General features: G+C 43.1%; 17 protein-coding genes. 14 read left to right on the forward strand and 3 right to left on the reverse strand.

What is annotated here, in order from left to right:
- Positions 1 to 496 precede the first annotated feature (496 nt).
- Positions 497 to 1,081 (reverse strand): hypothetical protein, encoded by a 585-nt coding sequence (locus tag BUA59_RS00315; RefSeq protein ID WP_072837746.1) that lies wholly within the window; start codon positions 1,079 to 1,081, stop codon positions 497 to 499.
- A 360-nt stretch (positions 1,082 to 1,441) separates the two neighbouring features.
- Between BUA59_RS00315 and BUA59_RS23760 the strand changes: the two genes are divergently transcribed.
- Positions 1,442 to 1,591: a hypothetical protein gene (locus BUA59_RS23760; protein WP_175550727.1), complete on the forward strand. Its 150-nt coding sequence runs from the start codon at positions 1,442 to 1,444 to the stop codon at positions 1,589 to 1,591.
- A gap of 1,481 nt (positions 1,592 to 3,072) precedes the next feature.
- Here BUA59_RS23760 and ppsA read toward each other — a convergent pair.
- Entirely contained in the window at positions 3,073 to 5,469 is a 2,397-nt protein-coding gene (gene ppsA, locus BUA59_RS00325; RefSeq protein ID WP_072837748.1) for a phosphoenolpyruvate synthase, read from the reverse strand.
- A gap of 239 nt (positions 5,470 to 5,708) precedes the next feature.
- Between ppsA and BUA59_RS00330 the strand changes: the two genes are divergently transcribed.
- From BUA59_RS00330 to BUA59_RS00390, 13 genes are all read left to right on the forward strand, one after another.
- Entirely contained in the window at positions 5,709 to 6,512 is an 804-nt protein-coding gene (locus BUA59_RS00330) for a pyruvate, water dikinase regulatory protein (protein ID WP_072838054.1), read from the forward strand.
- Positions 6,513 to 6,962: 450 nt separating this feature from the next.
- Positions 6,963 to 9,515: a ribonuclease R gene (gene rnr / locus BUA59_RS00335; RefSeq protein ID WP_245813072.1), complete on the forward strand. Its 2,553-nt coding sequence runs from the start codon at positions 6,963 to 6,965 to the stop codon at positions 9,513 to 9,515.
- A gap of 88 nt (positions 9,516 to 9,603) precedes the next feature.
- Positions 9,604 to 10,371, forward strand: coding sequence for a 23S rRNA (guanosine(2251)-2'-O)-methyltransferase RlmB (gene rlmB / locus BUA59_RS00340; protein WP_072837750.1), 768 nt, complete (start codon positions 9,604 to 9,606; stop codon positions 10,369 to 10,371).
- Positions 10,372 to 10,384: 13 nt separating this feature from the next.
- Positions 10,385 to 11,446: a nicotinate-nucleotide--dimethylbenzimidazole phosphoribosyltransferase gene (gene cobT, locus BUA59_RS00345; RefSeq protein ID WP_072837751.1), complete on the forward strand. Its 1,062-nt coding sequence runs from the start codon at positions 10,385 to 10,387 to the stop codon at positions 11,444 to 11,446.
- Between the two features lie 59 nt (positions 11,447 to 11,505).
- Complete coding sequence (locus tag BUA59_RS00350; protein WP_072837752.1) at positions 11,506 to 12,291, forward strand: adenosylcobinamide-GDP ribazoletransferase; 786 nt, start codon at positions 11,506 to 11,508, stop codon at positions 12,289 to 12,291.
- Positions 12,288 to 12,881 carry a histidine phosphatase family protein gene (locus tag BUA59_RS00355; protein WP_072838055.1) on the forward strand — a complete coding sequence of 198 codons (594 nt, stop codon included), beginning with the start codon at positions 12,288 to 12,290 and terminating at the stop codon, positions 12,879 to 12,881. Before BUA59_RS00350 ends, BUA59_RS00355 begins: the two co-directional genes overlap by 4 nt.
- A gap of 69 nt (positions 12,882 to 12,950) precedes the next feature.
- Positions 12,951 to 13,565 carry a trimeric intracellular cation channel family protein gene (locus BUA59_RS00360; RefSeq protein WP_072837753.1) on the forward strand — a complete coding sequence of 205 codons (615 nt, stop codon included), beginning with the start codon at positions 12,951 to 12,953 and terminating at the stop codon, positions 13,563 to 13,565.
- A gap of 44 nt (positions 13,566 to 13,609) precedes the next feature.
- Positions 13,610 to 14,248 (forward strand): cob(I)yrinic acid a,c-diamide adenosyltransferase, encoded by a 639-nt coding sequence (cobO, locus tag BUA59_RS00365; protein WP_072837754.1) that lies wholly within the window; start codon positions 13,610 to 13,612, stop codon positions 14,246 to 14,248.
- Between the two features lie 214 nt (positions 14,249 to 14,462).
- Positions 14,463 to 14,906, forward strand: coding sequence for a hypothetical protein (locus tag BUA59_RS00370; protein ID WP_072837755.1), 444 nt, complete (start codon positions 14,463 to 14,465; stop codon positions 14,904 to 14,906).
- Between the two features lie 30 nt (positions 14,907 to 14,936).
- The gene (locus BUA59_RS00375) at positions 14,937 to 15,158 is read left to right on the forward strand and encodes a hypothetical protein (protein ID WP_072837756.1); all 222 of its coding nucleotides are present in this window, start codon (positions 14,937 to 14,939) and stop codon (positions 15,156 to 15,158) included.
- A complete protein-coding gene (gene sodN, locus BUA59_RS00380; protein ID WP_072837757.1) occupies positions 15,148 to 15,651 on the forward strand; it encodes a superoxide dismutase, Ni in 504 nt (167 codons plus the stop codon). Before BUA59_RS00375 ends, sodN begins: the two co-directional genes overlap by 11 nt.
- A 54-nt stretch (positions 15,652 to 15,705) precedes the next feature.
- On the forward strand, positions 15,706 to 15,990 hold the full coding sequence (locus tag BUA59_RS00385) for a S24/S26 family peptidase (protein ID WP_048813955.1): 285 nt from the start codon (positions 15,706 to 15,708) through the stop codon (positions 15,988 to 15,990).
- Between the two features lie 138 nt (positions 15,991 to 16,128).
- Positions 16,129 to 16,749: a YitT family protein gene (locus BUA59_RS00390; RefSeq protein ID WP_072837758.1), complete on the forward strand. Its 621-nt coding sequence runs from the start codon at positions 16,129 to 16,131 to the stop codon at positions 16,747 to 16,749.
- 153 nt (positions 16,750 to 16,902) lie between these two features.
- Here BUA59_RS00390 and BUA59_RS00395 read toward each other — a convergent pair whose 3' ends face one another.
- A complete protein-coding gene (locus tag BUA59_RS00395; RefSeq protein WP_072837759.1) occupies positions 16,903 to 17,958 on the reverse strand; it encodes a maleylacetate reductase in 1,056 nt (351 codons plus the stop codon).
- Positions 17,959 to 18,186 lie beyond the last annotated feature (228 nt).

The raw sequence follows: 18,186 nt of genomic DNA on the forward strand, positions 1-18,186 counted from the left end.
CGCACCTTAGCGCGTCCAGCCCACATGGTGATTTTGCCTTTTTAGGCCCACTTACTTGAGTCAGGCATTTCAAGACCTAACCCATACATTAATCGAATAATCTGTCCTTCATGCATAACTTCATGTTCGTATAAATTAGCTAATATCTTCTCTGTATTTTCAGACCATTGAATATTTGAAAGCACACTCTCAAAGTAGCTATGGGTTTCTAACAATGCCTTTTCATAGCTGAACTTATTGCTTTCATCCGCTAGCGAGCATTTGAAACCTTGCCACTCTCCAGCTAATAATGCTCGAAAGTAGCTTTCACGAGCACCAACAATGCACCAGAGGTGTTCTTCTAAACTTTAACATTTTGGCATATCTAACTTAGAAGATAATTGTACCTCGTTTATAGATTTGGCTAGTTCGTCCAGAACATTGAAACGGTCTTTAATGTTACAAATTACGATATCTCTCATAATCATCCTCGAAAATTAATGCCGTATTCAGCTGTTTATTTGCTGCAATGCTTTGTTATTTTTTTTGACTCTAAAGCGCTAACAATTTCTTGCATAAAGTTTTCAGGAGCAACATTTTTGCTTCGAGCAACATCTAGCGATATGACTTGCCATCCCTGCTCTAGAGCGTAACGTAAAGGCCCTGATTTATTAGCATCAAATGTAATAACTGGGTCGTTTTTTGACCTTACCGCTAGTTCGATATCAGCTTCTTGCTTGAAAAGTATCTGACTTTCTTTCCTCTTTTCAAAAGTACCATACTTAGAAAGAAGTTCAGATCTCACCGAGGCCTCACTTTTATCACAAAAACGACCAGCACCAAATCCTGACGACCTTTGATACTCTTTTGGAAAAAGGTCACTATAAAACCCAAATATCGGGTCCTCTTGAACTGAGGTCGTAAATGCCTTCAAAGCAAAATCTTTGACATACTCTTTATGCTCTTTTACCAGCTGTAATATCTCATACTTCCCATGTGTAGTTATAAATAGCTCATAGGCTTCCTTTGGGAAGTAATACAAAAGGTCAATGTCATTATCAGCGAAATAGTCCCATAGATTATTATCAAGAAATACTCTCACGCAAACTCCTTGAAACTATATAAGGGTTAAACAGTGGCGTAGCTACGGCTATAACTTTCTTTTGAACGGCCGCTGTATTGATAGGAAATTTGATTTTTCATCATTCGACTTCCCTGTTGAATTGCGGTGTGGTTTTTGGCGTATTACTGTTATTTTCTGGTTACTGGCAGCTTTAATACGTTATCTTTGCTTTGTTCTATGCCTCTTTTTACTTGTACTTAACGTAATTGGCAAGCCTTATTCTTTTGGTTCTTTTATCTACCCTCGCTGTGTTTTTGAAAAACAGTGGAGCCTTCTTTACGAATTAAAAACGTTTGTATGGAGCATGAATTCCGTGTCGGGCTGAAGCCGCGACCTACAATGAAAGCTTCGCTTTCAACGGCGGATTACGGTCGTGCCTCCCTTATCACGCCCTACGAAAGAGCGGCATCTCCGATGAAGTCAGTTCGACGCGACGAAGTTGCGCGACTCTATGGCGTTTCAGAGTCAGTTAAAAATACCCTTTCTTAAGCCTGCAAAAACAATCTATGCCTTTCGACAAGAATCGTCTTGCCAAAACGATAATAAACAAAGTGAATGAGACGTTTGGGCGATAGCCCGACAAAGAGACTTTTTGGTTACTTTTGCGGATCTGGGCAAAAGTTACACGCCCAGCAGGGCGGAATAAAGATTGGGAATAAAAAGCGTTTGCATGGAACATGAATTCCGCGTCGGGCTGAAGCCGCGACCTACAATAAAAGCTTCGCTTTCAGCGGCACATTACGCTTCGCTCATGGCGCCCTACGAAAAAACAGCACCACAGATGAAGTCAGTTCGACGCGACGAAGTTGCGCGACTTTATGGAGTTTTAGAGTCATTGTTTGACGAGCTATCTCCCACCGAATAAACAATCTATGCCTTACGATAAAAGTCGTCTTGCCAAAACGATAATAAACAAAGTGAATGAGACGTTTGGGCGATAGCCCGACAAAGAGACTTTTTGGTTACTTTTGCGGATCTGGGCAAAAGTTACACGCCCAGCAGGGCGGAATAAAGATTGGGAATAAAAAGCGTTTGCATGGAACATGAATTCCGCGTCGGGCCGAAGCCGCGACCTACAATAAAAGCTTCGCTTTCAGCGGCACATTACGCTGCGCTTATGATGCCCTACGAAAGAGCTGCATCACAGATGAAGTCAGCTCTACGCAATCCTGATTGCGCGACCCTATGGAGTTGCAGGGGCCGTTAAAAATACTCTTACTTAAGCCTGTAAAAACAATCTATGCCTTACGATAAAAAATCGTCTTGCCAAACTTAATAATAAACAAAGTGAATCAGAAGTTTGGGCGACAGCCCGACAAAAGATTTTTTGGTTACTTTTGCATCGATTGGCAAAAATAACACGCCCAGCAGGGCGGAATAAAAGGTTGGGAATACAAAGCGTTTGAATGGAGCATGAATTCCGCGTCGGGCTGAAGCCGCGACCTACTTCACAATGAAAGCTTCGCTTTCAGCGGCACATTACACTTCGTTCATGACGCCCTACGAAAACCTAGTCTCTATGATGAAGTCAGTTCGACGCGACGAAGTTGCGCGACTTTATGGAGTTTTAGAGTCATTGTTTGACGAGCTATCTCCCACAGAATAAACAATCTATGCTTTACGATAAAAATCGTCTTATCAAACTTAATAATAAACAAAGTGAATCAGACGTTTGGGCGACAGCCCGATAAAAGATTTTTTGGTTACTTTTGCATCGATTGGCAAAAGTTACCCGCCCAGCAGGGCGGAATAAAGGTTGGGAATACAAAGCGTTTGAATGGAACCAAAGAAAACAAAAAAAAGCCCCGCAGGGCGGGGCTATAAAACTAGGGAGTGACTTCGATAAGGTCACGTGCTGCTTTTACACAGCATTCTGATCTGGCGCTGCATTAAGAAACACAACACCAAACGCAGACTGTTTTCCCGTTACGCCATGTCTGGTATTACTGCGATGTAACGGGAAGATTTCTTTAAATGGCTTTGTTGTTCAATTCGGTATTTTTCAATACTTCATCAAGGTGTAACCAAGTTTCGATAACGGTGTCTGGGTTAAGAGACATGCTTTCGATACCTTGCGCTACAAGCCAGTCGGCGAAGTCGGCGTGGTCAGATGGGCCTTGGCCACAGATACCAACGTATTTACCTTGTTCGCGACAGGCGGTGATCGCCATTTTTAGCAGTTTTTTGACTGCTGGATTGCGTTCGTCGAATTTGTCTGCGATTAATCCTGAGTCGCGGTCAAGTCCAAGTGTTAGTTGGGTTAAATCGTTTGAACCGATTGAGAAGCCGTCGAAGTATTGTAGGAACTCGTCTGCCAGTAGGGCGTTAGACGGTAATTCGCACATCATGATGACTTTCAGGCCGTTTTGACCGCGAGCCAAGCCTTGTTCCGCAAGCAGTTCGGTAACTTGTTGTGCTTCTTCCAAGGTACGAACAAATGGGATCATGATTTGTACGTTGGTTAAGCCCATTTCATTACGAACTCGGCGGATGGCTTCACATTCTAGAGCGAAGCAATCGCGGAACGAGGCGTCGATGTAACGCGCGGCGCCACGGAAGCCAAGCATTGGGTTTTCTTCGTCTGGTTCAAACAACGGACCACCAACAAGGTTGTGGTATTCGTTTGATTTGAAGTCGGACAAGCGCACGATGACTGGTTTTTTAGAGAAAGAGCAAGCCAGCGTTGCGACGCCTTCGACCAGTTTGTCGACGTAGAATTCCACTGGGCTGTTGTAGCCGGCGATGCGGTGGTTGATTTCTTCTTGCAGCGCTGGTGTCATTTCTGCGTAGTTCAGCAAGGCTTTCGGGTGAATGCCGATCATGCGGTTGATGATGAATTCTAATCGCGCCAAGCCAATACCTGCGTTTGGTAGCATGGCAAAGTCGAAGGCGCGGTTTGGGTTGCCCACGTTCATCATGATTTTTACTGGCAATTCTGGCATGTTGCCGACTTCAGAGGTGATGATGTCGAATGGCAGTTCGCCTTGGTAAACAAAGCCCATGTCGCCTTGTGAGCAAGATACGGTGACTATTTGGCCATCTTTCAATACGTCGGTTGCATCACCACAGCCAACAACCGCTGGAATACCAAGTTCACGGGCAATAATCGCCGCGTGACAAGTACGACCGCCACGGTTGGTCACAATCGCAGAAGCACGCTTCATGATAGGTTCCCAATCTGGATCGGTAATGTCGGTAACCAGAACGTCGCCCGGTTGGATGCGATCCATTTCTGTAATAGAAGACAATACTTTCACAGCGCCTGTGCCGATTTTGTGACCAATGGCTCGGCCAGTGATCATCACCTGAGAAGTTTTCTTCAGGTTGTATCGTTCCATGCTTTGGGCATTGGCTTGGCTACGAACGGTTTCTGGACGCGCTTGAACAATGTAGATCTTGCCGTCGATGCCGTCTTTCGCCCACTCAATATCCATCGGACGTTGGTAATGTTTTTCGATGATGCAAGCTTGGCGAGCAAGATCTTGAATTTCATCGTTGCTTAATGCAAAACGGTTTTGGTCATCCAAAGCGACTGGAACGATTTTAACGAATTCTTCGCTGCCCGCTTCGGCGTATTCCATTTTTTGTGCTTTGCTGCCTAGGCTCTTACGCACAACAGCAGGGCGGTTTGCAGCCAGTGTTGGTTTGTGAACATAGTATTCATCTGGGTTCACGGTACCTTGCACAACCATTTCGCCAAGACCGTAAGCCGCTGTGATGAAGACCACTTCGTCAAAGCCAGATTCCGTGTCTAGAGTGAAAAGCACGCCAGAAGCGCCGATGTCACTGCGTACCATTTTTTGAATACCTGCGGACAAAGACACGCCTTGGTGTTCAAAGCCTTGGTGAACGCGGTAAGAGATCGCACGGTCATTAAATAGGGAAGCAAAAACGCGTTTGATAGAGGCTTTGATGTCTGCCAAGCCTTTTACGTTTAAGAAAGTTTCTTGTTGGCCTGCGAAAGACGCATCAGGTAAATCTTCTGCGGTGGCAGAAGAGCGCACCGCAAATGAGGTATCGTCTGCGTTGTCGTCACAAAGGGTTGCGAAAGCAGCTTCGATTTCTTGGTCAAATTCTGCAGAGAAAGTGGCGTCTTCAATCCATTGGCGAATCTTTACGCCAGTTTCAGCAAGGGCGTGAACATCGTCCACATCCAATGCGTCTAGTGCTTGATGGATTTTTTCGTCAAGGCCGCTTTCTGTGATGAAGCTTTGATAAGCATAGGAAGTAGTTGCGAAACCGTTTGGTACTTGAATACCAAGGTCTGTCAGGTTGGAAATCATTTCACCTAAAGAGGCGTTTTTCCCGCCTACTTCACCGACATCTTCCATATGAAGATCTTTAAACCACTTAATAAATTTGCTCACAAGAGACTCCAATTATTTTTTTCTTATTAAAAGAATTTGGCTGGTTGGCCAAAAGATGGCTGGTTTGCCAAGTGGACTTCAGACACTCATCAAATTGCTGTGTGCTCTTGTCAAAGCGCTGGGTCTGAGTTCATTGTATGTAGGGTAGTTGCTTTGAATAAAATCGATTATTCGATGTAGTTTTATTTCAATCGAAAAAACGAATGTCGTTAGATAACAACAAAAATGGGAAAAAACGCATGAAAGTGTATTTTGTATCAGACGGGACAGCGATCACGGCTGAGGTATTTGGGTCAGCAATGTTGTCGTTTTTTGACGTGGCGGTAGAGACCAAAAGTGTGCCTTTCTTGGGCACCAAAGATCAGGCAGAAGGCTTGAAGCAACAGATTAATTTGGAAGTGCAGCAAGGTGTTGCTTTGCTGGTATTTTATACTATTTCCGATGTGGCGATCCGCGAGATTATCGATTCTTGTAATTGCCATTGTTACAACTTGTTTGGTGATTTGTTGTCGCCGATTGAGCAAGCCTTAGGTGTCAAGGCTCAGCCGACAGCACAAAAAGCTCATGGTATGAAAGAGGGCGTTTACGATGGTCGAATAGACGCTATTAACTATGCTTTGGCGAATGATGACGGGGCTTCAGTGAAGAATTTTGCCGAGGCAGATATTATCTTGCTGGGAGTGTCTCGCTCTGGCAAAACGCCAACCAGTTTGTATTTGGCGATGCAGTACGGTATCAAGGCAGCAAACTATCCGATCACTGAAGATGATTTTTCCACGCCCGGTTTGCCTAAGGTGTTAAAGGATCATAAGAAGAAGCTGTTTGGTTTAACCATAGAAGCTCAGCGCTTACATGAGATTCGTACTGGTCGAATGGCGGCAAGTAAGTATGCCTCGGCTCGTCAATGTCGCTATGAAGTAGACGAAGTGGAGTCTTTATATCGCCAAGAACGCATTCCTTTTTTGAATTCGACAAAACTGTCTGTGGAAGAAATTTCCACCAAAGTGATGGCTGAAATGAATTTGGTGCGTCATAGGCAATAAAAATGCTTGGCGGAATGATCAGATAATTCGATGGGTTCATCGTTTTTGCTTGAAATTTAGACAATTAAGTAATGAAAATATTTCGCTTAGGCTAAAATGGCATTACAAATGCTTGTAAAAGACAGACAAATATCGAGTCATAAGGGCTATTTGTTGTGTAATTACCAAATTAACTCGAAGAGAGTGTGCAGATAATGCTAAGAGCTACGCTAACTTCGAGAGTATTTGGTGAATATGCTCTATAATAACGATTAATTGAGCGCGACAGTGACTCGGCAAAAGTGGCTTATTAGAAGTGACTTGTCAGAAATGGCTTATCAGAAGTGATAGCGAGTACTGCAAATGTTCTAAATAGTGAGATGTTCATATTTCTATTTTATAAAAGGGCGTCTTATTGAAAAAACCAAGGATAAAAATACATTGAGTAATAAAAAAATTAACGATCCACACATGCAGCGAGAAGCGTCTAAGTACGATAACCCCGTACCAAGCCGTGAATTCATTCTAGAGTTTCTTGCCACCCAAAATAAAAGCATGGGTCATTTAGATTTATGCAAAGAGTTTTCGCTGACTGGCGAAGACGAAATCGAAGCCCTCCGTCGTCGTCTCATCGCTATGTGCCGAGACAATCAAATGACCAGCAACCAAAATGACGAATACTCGCCGATTTTAGAAAGTGACCTAATTGAAGGTTACGTTCAAGGCAATAAAGAAGGTCATGGTTTCTTGTTGCGTCAAAGTGATGACGATATTTTCCTATCTGCCCGTCAAATGCAGAACGTGATGGATGGCGATAAAGTAAAAGTACGTCTTTCTGGACGTAGTGTTAAAGGTCGCTTAGATGGTGTGGTTGTTGAAGTCATAGAGCGTAAGCACAGCCAATTGGTTGGCCGCTACTATGAAGAAAGCCGCACTGCTTTCGTTACACCAGAAAATCCACGTATCGCCCAAGATATCTTGATCACCACAGAATCTGGCTTAACACCAACTCATGGTCAATATGTATTAGCAGAAATCGTTACCTACGCTGAGCGCGGCAAACCAGCTCAAGGCTTAGTTAAAAAAGTCCTTGGCGACTTTATGGCGCCAGGCGTTGAGATCGAAGTGGCGATGCATCGTTATGAAATTCCTAACGAGTGGCCAGCAGCAGTCGAAAAGCAAATCAAAAATTTCAAAACAGAAGTCGCTGACGAAGACAAAGAACATCGTGTTGATTTGCGTGACACGCCTTTTGTTACTATCGATGGCGAAGACGCGCGTGACTTTGATGACGCGGTTTATTGTGAAAAAACACCGGGCGGTTGGAAGTTGTTTGTTGCCATTGCCGACGTTTCTCATTATGTGAAGAAAGACACGGCACTAGATGAAGAAGCCATTGTGCGTGGTAACTCGGTCTATTTCCCAGGTCGCGTTATACCTATGTTGCCGGAAGTCTTGTCGAATGGTTTGTGTTCACTTAACCCAGACGTAGATCGTTTGGCGATGGTAGCCGAAGTATCCTTGACTACTAAAGGCAAGATGCGCGGCTTCAAGTTTTATGAAGGCATTATTCGTTCTCATGCTCGTCTAACATACAGCAAAGTCGCGAAAATGATCGACGATGAGCCAGAAGAGCAAGGTATTGAGCTACGTGAACGTTATGCGTCTATTGTGTCGCATATCGATGACTTAAAAGGTTTGTATCATGTCTTGAAGGGGTCTCGTGATGAACGTGGTGCGATGGAATTCGATACGATCGAAACTCGCATGGTGTTTGACGAGAATTCTAAGATTGAACACATTATTCCGGTTGAACGTAACGACGCTCATAAGCTGATTGAAGAATGTATGTTGTGCGCCAACGTGGCGGCAGCAGAGTTGTTGATTAGCGCAGATTTGCCAGCCTTGTTCCGTGTTCACGAAGGTCCAAAAGACGACCGTTTGTTAACCTTGCGTACTTACCTTGGTTTGCTGGGTTTAGAGCTAACTGGTGGCACTAAGCCAACACCAGCAGATTACGCGGCATTATCTGAAAGCATTAAAGAGCGTGCGGACGTTCGTAGTATTCAAACAATGATGCTGCGTTCTATGTCTCAGGCTGTGTATCAAGCGGATAACTTGGGCCACTTTGGTTTGAATTACGAAGCTTATACTCACTTTACGTCGCCAATTCGTCGTTACCCAGATTTGTTGGTTCACCGCGCGATTCGTTATTTGATTCGTGGTGAAGGCCGTCCAACTGTGCGTCAGGCGCATCGTGTGGCAGGCAGCCCAGAACTAAAAGAACGTAAAATCTACGGTTACACTCATGCGGATATGGATGGTTTAGGGGATTCTTGTTCCTTGACTGAACGTCGCGCTGACGAAGCAACTCGTGATGTAGAAGCTTGGTTGAAATGCCAGTATGTTGAACAGCACTTGGGCGAACCGTTTGAAGGTGTCGTTACCGCAGTGACTTCGTTTGGTTTGTTCGTTGAACTGCAAGGTTTGTTTGTCGATGGTTTGGTGCATATTTCAGGGCTTGGACAAGATTACTTTGTTCACGACATGGAGCATCAGGCGATTATTGGTGAACGAACTGGTCGTGTATTCCGCCTTGGCGATACGTTGAAAGTTCGAGTATCTAGTGTGAACTTGGAGCAACGTAAGATTGATCTGAGTTTGGATGAAAGCGCAGCGCGTCAACCACGTAAAAAAGTGGAACGTAATGAAATGACTGAACTTGAAATGCAATTGGCTCAGTTGCCGCCTATTGAGTTGGGTGGTCGTCCTAAGCCGAAGTCCGCTGCAAAAGTGGAAGGCGATAAGTCTAAAGACGGCAAATCAGCCAAAGATGGCAAAGAGTCGGATGGCAAGGCAAAGAAAAAACGTCGTCCACCCGTTTCAAAAGGCAAACGCATTAGACAGAAGAAATCGTCTTCTGCCGCGGCAGCGAGCGGTAAACCAGCTTCTGCAGCAGCGAAAAAGCCGAAGAAGCCAAAAAAGCCGAAAAAAAATAATGCTAAGCCAAAAGCAAAAGACTGATCTGAAGCTGTGAACTGAGCTTTATAGATGAATAACTTTCTAGATAAGTAAAAGGGGGGCGTATGCCCCCAAATTAATAGAGTAAAAGATGTCAGATTTAGAATGGATATACGGCATACATGCCGTGGAAAATGCGTTGAACCAACAGCCAGAACGTATTAAAGAAGTACGTTTTCAAGAAGGCCGTGACGATAAGAAAACTCAGCGTTTAATGCAGCTTTGTAAGGCCAATAAAGTGCGTCATAGCGTTGTTGCCCGCCGCGATCTCGATCAGTTGTTTACCTCAAATAAAGATCGTGTGGTTCACCAAGGTGTGGTTGCTTATACCACGATGAACAAAGCGGGTAATGAAGCGGACTTGCATACGCTAGTCGCTGGTTTAGATGAAACGCCGCTGATTATTATTCTAGATGGCGTGACGGATCCGCATAACTTGGGCGCTTGTTTGCGTAGTGCTGACGCAGCTGGTGCTCATGCGGTTGTCATGCCAAAAGACAATTCTGCGCCATTGAATGCAACAGTAAGTAAAGTAGCTTGCGGTGCTGCAGAAAGTATTCCTGTTTATGCGGTGACCAACCTTGCTCGCACCATGAAGAAGTTGCAAGACCAAGGTGTCTGGATCTTTGGCACAGCTGGCGAAGCGACACAAACCATTTATGAGCAAGACTTAACCATTCCGACGGCTATTGTGATGGGCGCAGAAGGTGATGGCATGCGTCGTTTGACTCGTGAGCAATGTGATTATCTAGTGAAACTGCCTATGGCTGGTGTGGTTTCTAGTTTGAATGTGTCTGTAGCGACAGGTGTTTGTCTCTACGAAGTAGTGCGTCAGCGCGCTGTTAAGGCCAAAGGTTAAGGGGCATCAAGCCTTGTTTAAGCAATTTAGTATTCCGGCACCTTCGGCAATTATTGCCGAAGAGTTACAACACAAAATTGATAACAAAACTAAGCCGTTAGGCGCGCTAGGAGAGTTGGAAAGCATTGCTTTTCAGCTTGGGAAGATTCAGCAAACGTTAACGCCTGATACGTCAAAACCTAAGATGATCATCTTTGCCGCTGATCATGGTGTTGTCGCTCAGGGCATTAGTTTGTTTCCTCAAGAAGTGACACCGCAAATGGTGATGAACTTCTTGATGGGTGGTGCCGCCGTGAGTGTTTTCTGCGATCAACATAAGGTACCGTTGCGAATCGTTGATGTGGGTGTTAATGCAGAATTAGCTGCGCATCCTTTATTAGGTGCGCGCAAAGTAGCATTTTCATCTCAGGACTTTAGTCAACAAGCCGCAATGACAACGCAGCAGTTAGAAAAAGCGATTCAAGCGGGTGTTGACGAAGCGAACCTTGCCATTGATGACGGCGTGAACTTGTTGATGTTCGGTGAGATGGGCATCGGTAACACTTGCGTGTCTTCTTGCATGATGACGGCGTTAATTGGTGTTAGTGCGACAGACAGCACTGGACGTGGTACTGGATTGGATCTTGCCGGGGTTTCCCATAAAGCGCAGGTTATTGAGCAATCATTAAAACGTGCTGAACAAGATACAGGCCAAATGATACCTGACTGGAGTGCACAAACTCTTGCAGAGCAAGTCGGTGGTTTTGAGATTTTGGCCATGGCGGGTGCGATGTTGCAATCGGCTCAGCGTCAAACGGCCTTTGTGGTGGATGGTTTTATCTGTTCTGTGGCTTTGCTGTTTGCACAAAAAGTCGCTCCGAATGTGCGTGAATATGCTATTTTTGCTCATCAATCGAATGAAAAAGCCCACAAGATGCTGCTCGATCATTTGAATGCGGAACCTATTTTGTCATTAGATCTGCGTTTGGGTGAAGGTTCTGGTGCTATTTTAGCTTATCCATTAATCAACAGCGCGTGTCTGTTTTTGAATAAGATGGCGAGCTTTGAGAGTGCAGGCGTGAGTGATTCTAAATAGATTTCGTTCGAATAGGCTACTGGCCAATAGAAACAAATAACTAGATAAGCAGAAATAAAATGAAAGGCATGATTATTGGCCCTTATTGGCAAGGCTTTAAACGTAGCCTTGTCACCTATACTCGAATCCCTCTGAAAGTGGATTGGAGTGATGATATAAAGCACATCCCAGCGGTGTGCTTTTTACCATGGATCGGTTTGGTTGTTGGTCTACTGAGCGCTTGGCCATTATGGTTTGATTGGTCAACGTCATTGCAAGCTCTATTTATGTTGTTAACCGCGGTGTTATTAACCGGTGGATTTCACGAAGATGGTTTGATGGACAGCTGTGATGGGTTGATTGGTGGCTGGGACAAAGAGCAACGCTTGTCGATCATGAAAGATTCGCGCATTGGAAGCTATGCTGCCTTGTCTATTTGGTTTTCTTTGACACTCAAATGGTTATTGTTGAGTGAATTATTGCAGGTGATTCCAGACTCGTTTCTAGGTTTTGTTTATACCTTAAGTGGTTGGTGTGTTGTGCATATTGTTGCTAGATTCATACCTCTGGTGTTAATGAATACGCTTGATTATGTGACCATGGGACAAAGCAAAGCATCTAGTATGATTGCTAAGTTGAATCCTAGTCAGTGGTTAGTGGCTTTGTTGCCTTGTTTGTTGATTGGTGTGCTAGCGTTTAATTTGTTCGATTTGATTCTTACCTTTATTTTTGCCGCCGTTTTAGTCTTTTTGATGCGCCTGTATTTACGTAAAAAAATTGATGGCTTTAATGGTGATACCTTAGGTGCGAGTGAACAGATAGGTGAAATATTTGTTGTCTTATGTCTGTTGGTATCTTATTCATGAAGCTTTATTTGATTCGACATCCAAGGCCAGAGGTTAAGAAAGGTCTGTGTTACGGTGATATGGATGTACCACTTGCCGATGGTTGGGAAGAGGGAGCACAAGCATTAAAAAATGCTTTGTCGATTGAATTTGATGGTGAGTCGAATGTATGTTTTCACAGTCCATTAAGCCGAGCAGCACGATTAGCTGAACATATTGGTGATGGCAAATCACAAGTTGTTGAAGCACTAAAAGAACTAGATTTTGGTGATTGGGAAGGATTGTGTTGGCAAGATATTCCAAAGCAAGAAATAGATCTGTGGGCTGACGACATTGTGCTCTCCGCGCCTTATAATGGTGAATCGCTGCAAGTTGTAGCTGATCGCGTTTGGCGATGGTGGCTATCGGTGAAAGATATGCCGATGGAAAATTGTGTATTGGTTGCGCACTCTGGTGTCATCAAGGTATTTGTCAGTATGCTCTGCCAATGGCCTTTGGATCAATGTCACCGAATAGATGTGGGCTTCAGTAGTTTGACGGAGTTTTTCATTCAGGGAGATTTGGTTATGTTAAAGCGTTTGGGTGCTGGTGACTGGGTATCTAGTCAATAACGGGTGCTTTTTAATGTTGGATTTGGTATTCGCCAAATCGTCTTAGGTTCGATTGAGAAAAAATAAAAAATGTTGCTATATCTTTTGGGTATGTTTGGGATTGCCGCGTTTGCAATCACAGGGGTTATTTCGTCCGGTAAAAAAGACATGGATCTTTTTAGCGTGGTATTCCTTGGTATGGTGACATCCTTGGGTGGTGGTACGATTCGAGACACGGTGTTATCTGTTGAAACGGTTTATTGGGTAAAAGACACGTCTTACTTATGGGTGGCGTTTTTGTCTTCAACCTTGGCGTTTTTTACGGTTCGATTCATCGAAGATAGACAAACCGTTTTTCATTATGCTGATTCATTTGGTTTGGCTCTTTTTACAGTCGTTGCAACGGAAAAAGTGCTGAACCTAGGTTTCCCGCCAACCATTGCTATCACTATGGGTATTATCACTGGTGTGGCTGGCGGCATTATTCGTGATGTTTTGAGTCATCGTCCGCCTTTGGTTTTAGGACGAGAGTTTTACGCAACCCCAGCATTTTTAGGTGCTTTGTTATTAGTACTACTTGAAAAAAACGTACCGACACATGAGTTTAACTCGATTTACGCGGTGGCTTTAGTCTTTATACTAAGGGTGTTCGCGATACATAAAGATTTGTATTACCCAAGTTGGTTGTTGTACAAGAAAAAGTAGTACAAGAAAAAACAGTACAAAAAATGACATTAAAGAGACAAATTATGACGGATCCTTCTCCTGAACAAAAAGTCACAGAGCAACATGTAGAACAAGCAGAAAAGAACGAAGCGCGCTTGTTGAAGAAAAAGGCGGTTGTTGATCAACGTATTGCTGCGGCAACGGAAGAGCGTGGCGTAACCATTTTATTAACCGGTAATGGCAAAGGTAAAAGCTCTAGCGCCTTTGGTACCATGGCTCGTGCTTTGGGTCATGGGCAAAAAAGTTCGGTGATTCAGTTTATAAAAGGGCGCAAGGCGACTGGCGAACAATTGTTCTTTGGCTCTCATCCATTAGTTGATTTTCATGTCATGGGGCATGGTTTTACGTGGGAAACACGTAATCCAGAGTTGGAAAAAGAAGCCGCTGAACAAGCGTGGGCCTTGGCTAAGAGTGTTTTGTCTGATCCCAGTGTGCATTTTGTTTTGTTGGATGAAATCACCTACATGTATAAATATGGCTATTTAAACGAAGACGATTTGATTGCCGCATTGAATTCTCGTCCAGCTCATCAAAACGTAATGATGACAGGTCGTACAGCACCACGCGTTTTGTTAGACAGTGTTGATACGCACAGTAAAATTGCCAATGAACGTCACGCTTTTGCAAATGGCGTAAAAGCTCAAGTTGGAATTGAATGGTAGTTCGCATCGCGAGCTACTTTTTCTGATTCATTTTATTTCCCTCTCTTTACCTTTCTTTTTTGTCTACGGCTTTGATCTAACCTGATCCTTCATAATGTAAAAAATGCGTTCAAATGAGATTTATTCTCAAATTAGCTGGATTTTTTAAAATTCTTTTACGATAATGATTCTCATTAAGTTCTATTTAGTATCATAACATATCGTGGAGGAAACAATGCAAGACTGGGAGCGTTTAACGAGACAAGCTAACCGGGCTTATTCAAATCATGCTTTTACTGATGCTGTGGATTTAAATCGACAGGCATTGATGCAAGCAGAGCGTTCATTCGATGAAGATTTTTATCGAGATGCTGAATCTGCTGTAGCAGCTGCTGCCGTGAGTTTTTTGAATATTGCCGAATCTTATACTGCCTTGGGTGACTTTATTTCCGCCAACACTCAATTTGAAAGTGCGGTAAATTTCTTACAAACCATTATTGCCCGGCCTGATATGGATGATGAACAGCGTGATCTCATTATGAGAACGGCAACTCATATTCGTTTTGAATGGGAGCTGTTTACTCAGAGTTATAGCAAGGAGGTTTCTGCGCAAAGTAGAGCCTTGATGCAGTCGTTGACTAATGCAGTGTCTATATCAACTGCTGTGATGCGTCATTAATTGTTAGGTGTTAATGGAAGGAATGATGATATGAAATTCATTATTAGAGTCATGTTGTTCAGTGTTTTTATTGTCATGAGCCAAGTGATTCAGGCACATCCTGGTCATGATGATTCACATTGGGCGAGTGATCTTATTCATGTTTTAACCGTATTGGCTGTGGGAAGTATTATTGTGGGCGGCTTTGTTTATAAGCTGTTACTACGTCGGCGTAAACAACTTGAGCGAGAGGAGATTAGTCATGATGCATAGTGTGATAAAAACATTAGATAAAGTGATCGGCTTTAAAACGGCACAGGCTCATTGTGACATCCCGTGTAAAATTTATGATCCTTCTACCGCTCAACTAGCGGCGCTGAGCTGTGTTCGCCTTATGGACTTGATTAAAGAAGTAGAGGAAAAAGAGTCATTAGGTGTAACTGATTTTGCTCAGATCTCTCGTTTGGTTAGCGAAAAAGAGTCAGCTTGTACGGAAGTGAAAGAAGCTGTTCGGATTATTTGGGGTGATTATTTTAAAGTGCCGCAATTTGAGCAAGTTCCTAATGTCCATGATTTAGTTCATTCCATCATGTTGCAAGCTTCAAAGTGCAAACAGGGAATTGATCGTGCAGAAGGGGAGAAGTTGGTTACTTTAGTGAATAACTTTGCAGAAGCCTTTTGGTTTACGAAAGATGTTCTAACTTATCGAGCACCTTGTCCTTATCCGCCTATGTTAGATGTGGTTTATCCAGATCTAAAAAATTAAAAGCCGTGTTTCAAAAAAATTAATTTAGTAAAGAGATTGCATAAAGGAGTGGTCATGCTTCATTTAATTAAGGTGCAAGGCGAAAGTATGGCTCCATTTTTAAATGATGGGGACTTTGTGTTTACCAGCCGTTGGCATAAAAAACTCAAAATAGGCCATCTTGTCGTAGTTGATCATGCTTTGTACGGATTTATTATCAAAAAAGTATTGCACATTGCCCCAGATGGTCAGCTTTGGTTGGGGGGGGAAAGTAATAAAAGTCTGCAGTCCGAACGAATTGGGTGGGTGTCTCCAAGGCGTGTTGTGGGAAAAGTCATTCACCGAATTTGTGCTACATAATTGGGTGTACATAAAATAAGACACTTTTAAAAAACTAGCTAAAAATTGCTTTCTGCTTTGATATTGGTCTTAGGCCTGTTTTTCTCTAAAATCCACGCCCCTGTAATACCAATAATTGATTTATCCAAAGAGAAATTCATGTCGACAGCAGAACTACCAAAAATGAAAAAACATACTCGTCTTGAGGATGTTCAAGCAGTAATTCTTGGCACCTTGATAATTGCATTGGGTGTGAACCTTTTTACTCATGCAGGTTTGTTAACGGGTGGTTCTGCTGGATTAGCTTTTTTGATGAAGTATTCAACTCCTTTGACTTTTGGTCAGGCATTTTTCTTGATCAACCTTCCTTTCTATATTTTGGCGATTCTGCATTTTGGTTGGGAATTCACCATCAAAACTTTCCTTTCAGTATTTTGTTTGTCGGTTTTTGCTGATATCACGCCTATGCTGGTTACCTTCGATAAGGTTAATCCATTTTATGCCAGTATTGCGGGTGGTTTTTTGATGGGGGTGGGCTTTTTAATGCTATTCCGCCACAACGCTAGCTTAGGTGGTATGAATATTTTGGCACGTTATTTAGCTGAAAAATATGGTATTTCCATGGGAAAATTCCAGATGGCTGTTGATTGTATGATTGTGCTGTTGTCTGTTTTTGTGGTGGATTACACCTTAATCATTATCTCGTTTGTCGGTGCCATTGCTTTAAATATGATTATTGCGGTAAACCATAAACCAGGGCGTTACATGGGGAATGTTTAAGTAGCATCATAAATACCTATTTAAGAGCAATTTATATTTTAGTGGCATAGTGTAGTGGTCAAGTAAAACTGGCCATCGCTTTGTAAGGTGCTATTTGGCTTCTTTCCTCAAAGAGTCGGTAGTGTATTAATGCTATTGTTGACTGTGTCTTTTTCAAGGACGTTTACCGTAGAAGGCATTACTTAGTAGATTATGTATAGCCTTTGCTTCTATAGGTCGAGGATTCCAATAAGGCGAGGCACAGGCTATTTCGACAGCTAAACTTATATCAGAAGCATTCATTCCTATTTCTTTGAGAGACGTTGGAGCGCCATGTTGAGCTGCTAGATCGTAAAGACCTTGTGCTGCATTACTAACCCCTAATGCTTTGGCGACTCTTGCCATTACTTCAGTTGTAGCGCTCTCATTGTAGGCAACTGCATGGGGAAGAATTACGGTGTGCGTTTCAGCATGAGGAAGGCTAAAACTGCCGCCTAGTGTATGACAAAGCTTATGATGAATAGACATACCTACTGCTCCGAGACACGTTCCGCAAGCCCACGCACCGAATAAAGCATCAGAGCGAGCCGCGCTATCTAGTGGGGAATGGTAAATAATCGGAATTGCACGTGCCAAAGCTTCTATTCCTTGTTCGGCTAACATAGAGATAAAAGGATTGGCGTCTTTAGAGTAAAGGGCTTCGATAGCATGAGCTATCGCATTCATTGCTGATGTGATTGTTATAGGTACCGGTAGCGTTTTAGTTAACTCTACATCATAGATAATGACTTCAGGTAATACCTTAAGGGTACGCTGAGTTGTTTTCACTCCATTCTCAGTTTGACCAATGATTGGAGTCGCTTCAGAACCTGCGTAGGTAGTTGGAATAACTATTTGTGGTAGGTTCGTATTAAGAGCTATTGCCTTTGCTAAACCTATAGTGGAACCGCCCCCGATGGCAATTATACAATCAGCTTTAGTTTCCATTACTATTTTCAGTGCGTCATTTGTTACTGTGATAGGAGTGTGCATCACTGCACCATTAAAGCAACCAACGGAAAATTCTCCTAGTAGATTAGAAACTTGACTGGCTGCCTTATGTTGGCCTGCTGTAGATAAGACTAGTCCGCGATTTTTTCCTAGCAGTCTTAGTTCGTCTTTAATTTGATATAAAGTATTGGAGCCAAAAATCACGCGTGAGGGAAGAGCGTTGTAAACAAAAGGTTTCATGAATTATATATCTCTATATAGTTGAAATAAGTCGGGAGAGACTGCTCTTATTGCTCTGAATCTAATGCTTGGTTTTCTAGTCTATCTATTTGGTGCATTGGCTCTGATATGGAAAGAGTTTGAAGGTTCAACCGATAAGGACTTGATTGAAACCGTAACGGGTGCCAAAAGTATTTAATGAATAAATAAAAAAGTGCCTATTTATGAAGTGACTGAAGTGACCTCATA

The organism is Marinomonas polaris DSM 16579 (assembly GCF_900129155.1).
Classification (GTDB): Bacteria; Pseudomonadota; Gammaproteobacteria; order Pseudomonadales; family Marinomonadaceae; genus Marinomonas; species Marinomonas polaris.

Bases quoted from the DNA above. Each gene is read 5' to 3' on its own strand.
- BUA59_RS23760 (WP_175550727.1), top strand. From the start codon at position 1,442: ATGAAAGCTTCGCTTTCAACGGCGGATTACGGTCGTGCCTCCCTTATC.
- BUA59_RS00330 (WP_072838054.1), top strand. From the start codon at position 5,709: ATGAAAGTGTATTTTGTATCAGACGGGACAGCGATCACGGCTGAGGTA.
- rnr (WP_245813072.1), top strand. From the start codon at position 6,963: ATGCAGCGAGAAGCGTCTAAGTACGATAACCCCGTACCAAGCCGTGAA.
- rlmB (WP_072837750.1), top strand. From the start codon at position 9,604: ATGTCAGATTTAGAATGGATATACGGCATACATGCCGTGGAAAATGCG.
- BUA59_RS00350 (WP_072837752.1), top strand. From the start codon at position 11,506: ATGAAAGGCATGATTATTGGCCCTTATTGGCAAGGCTTTAAACGTAGC.
- BUA59_RS00355 (WP_072838055.1), top strand. From the start codon at position 12,288: ATGAAGCTTTATTTGATTCGACATCCAAGGCCAGAGGTTAAGAAAGGT.
- BUA59_RS00360 (WP_072837753.1), top strand. From the start codon at position 12,951: ATGTTGCTATATCTTTTGGGTATGTTTGGGATTGCCGCGTTTGCAATC.
- cobO (WP_072837754.1), top strand. From the start codon at position 13,610: ATGACGGATCCTTCTCCTGAACAAAAAGTCACAGAGCAACATGTAGAA.
- BUA59_RS00370 (WP_072837755.1), top strand. From the start codon at position 14,463: ATGCAAGACTGGGAGCGTTTAACGAGACAAGCTAACCGGGCTTATTCA.
- BUA59_RS00375 (WP_072837756.1), top strand. From the start codon at position 14,937: ATGAAATTCATTATTAGAGTCATGTTGTTCAGTGTTTTTATTGTCATG.
- sodN (WP_072837757.1), top strand. From the start codon at position 15,148: ATGATGCATAGTGTGATAAAAACATTAGATAAAGTGATCGGCTTTAAA.
- BUA59_RS00385 (WP_048813955.1), top strand. From the start codon at position 15,706: ATGCTTCATTTAATTAAGGTGCAAGGCGAAAGTATGGCTCCATTTTTA.
- BUA59_RS00390 (WP_072837758.1), top strand. From the start codon at position 16,129: ATGTCGACAGCAGAACTACCAAAAATGAAAAAACATACTCGTCTTGAG.
- BUA59_RS00395 (WP_072837759.1), bottom strand. From the start codon at position 17,958: ATGAAACCTTTTGTTTACAACGCTCTTCCCTCACGCGTGATTTTTGGC.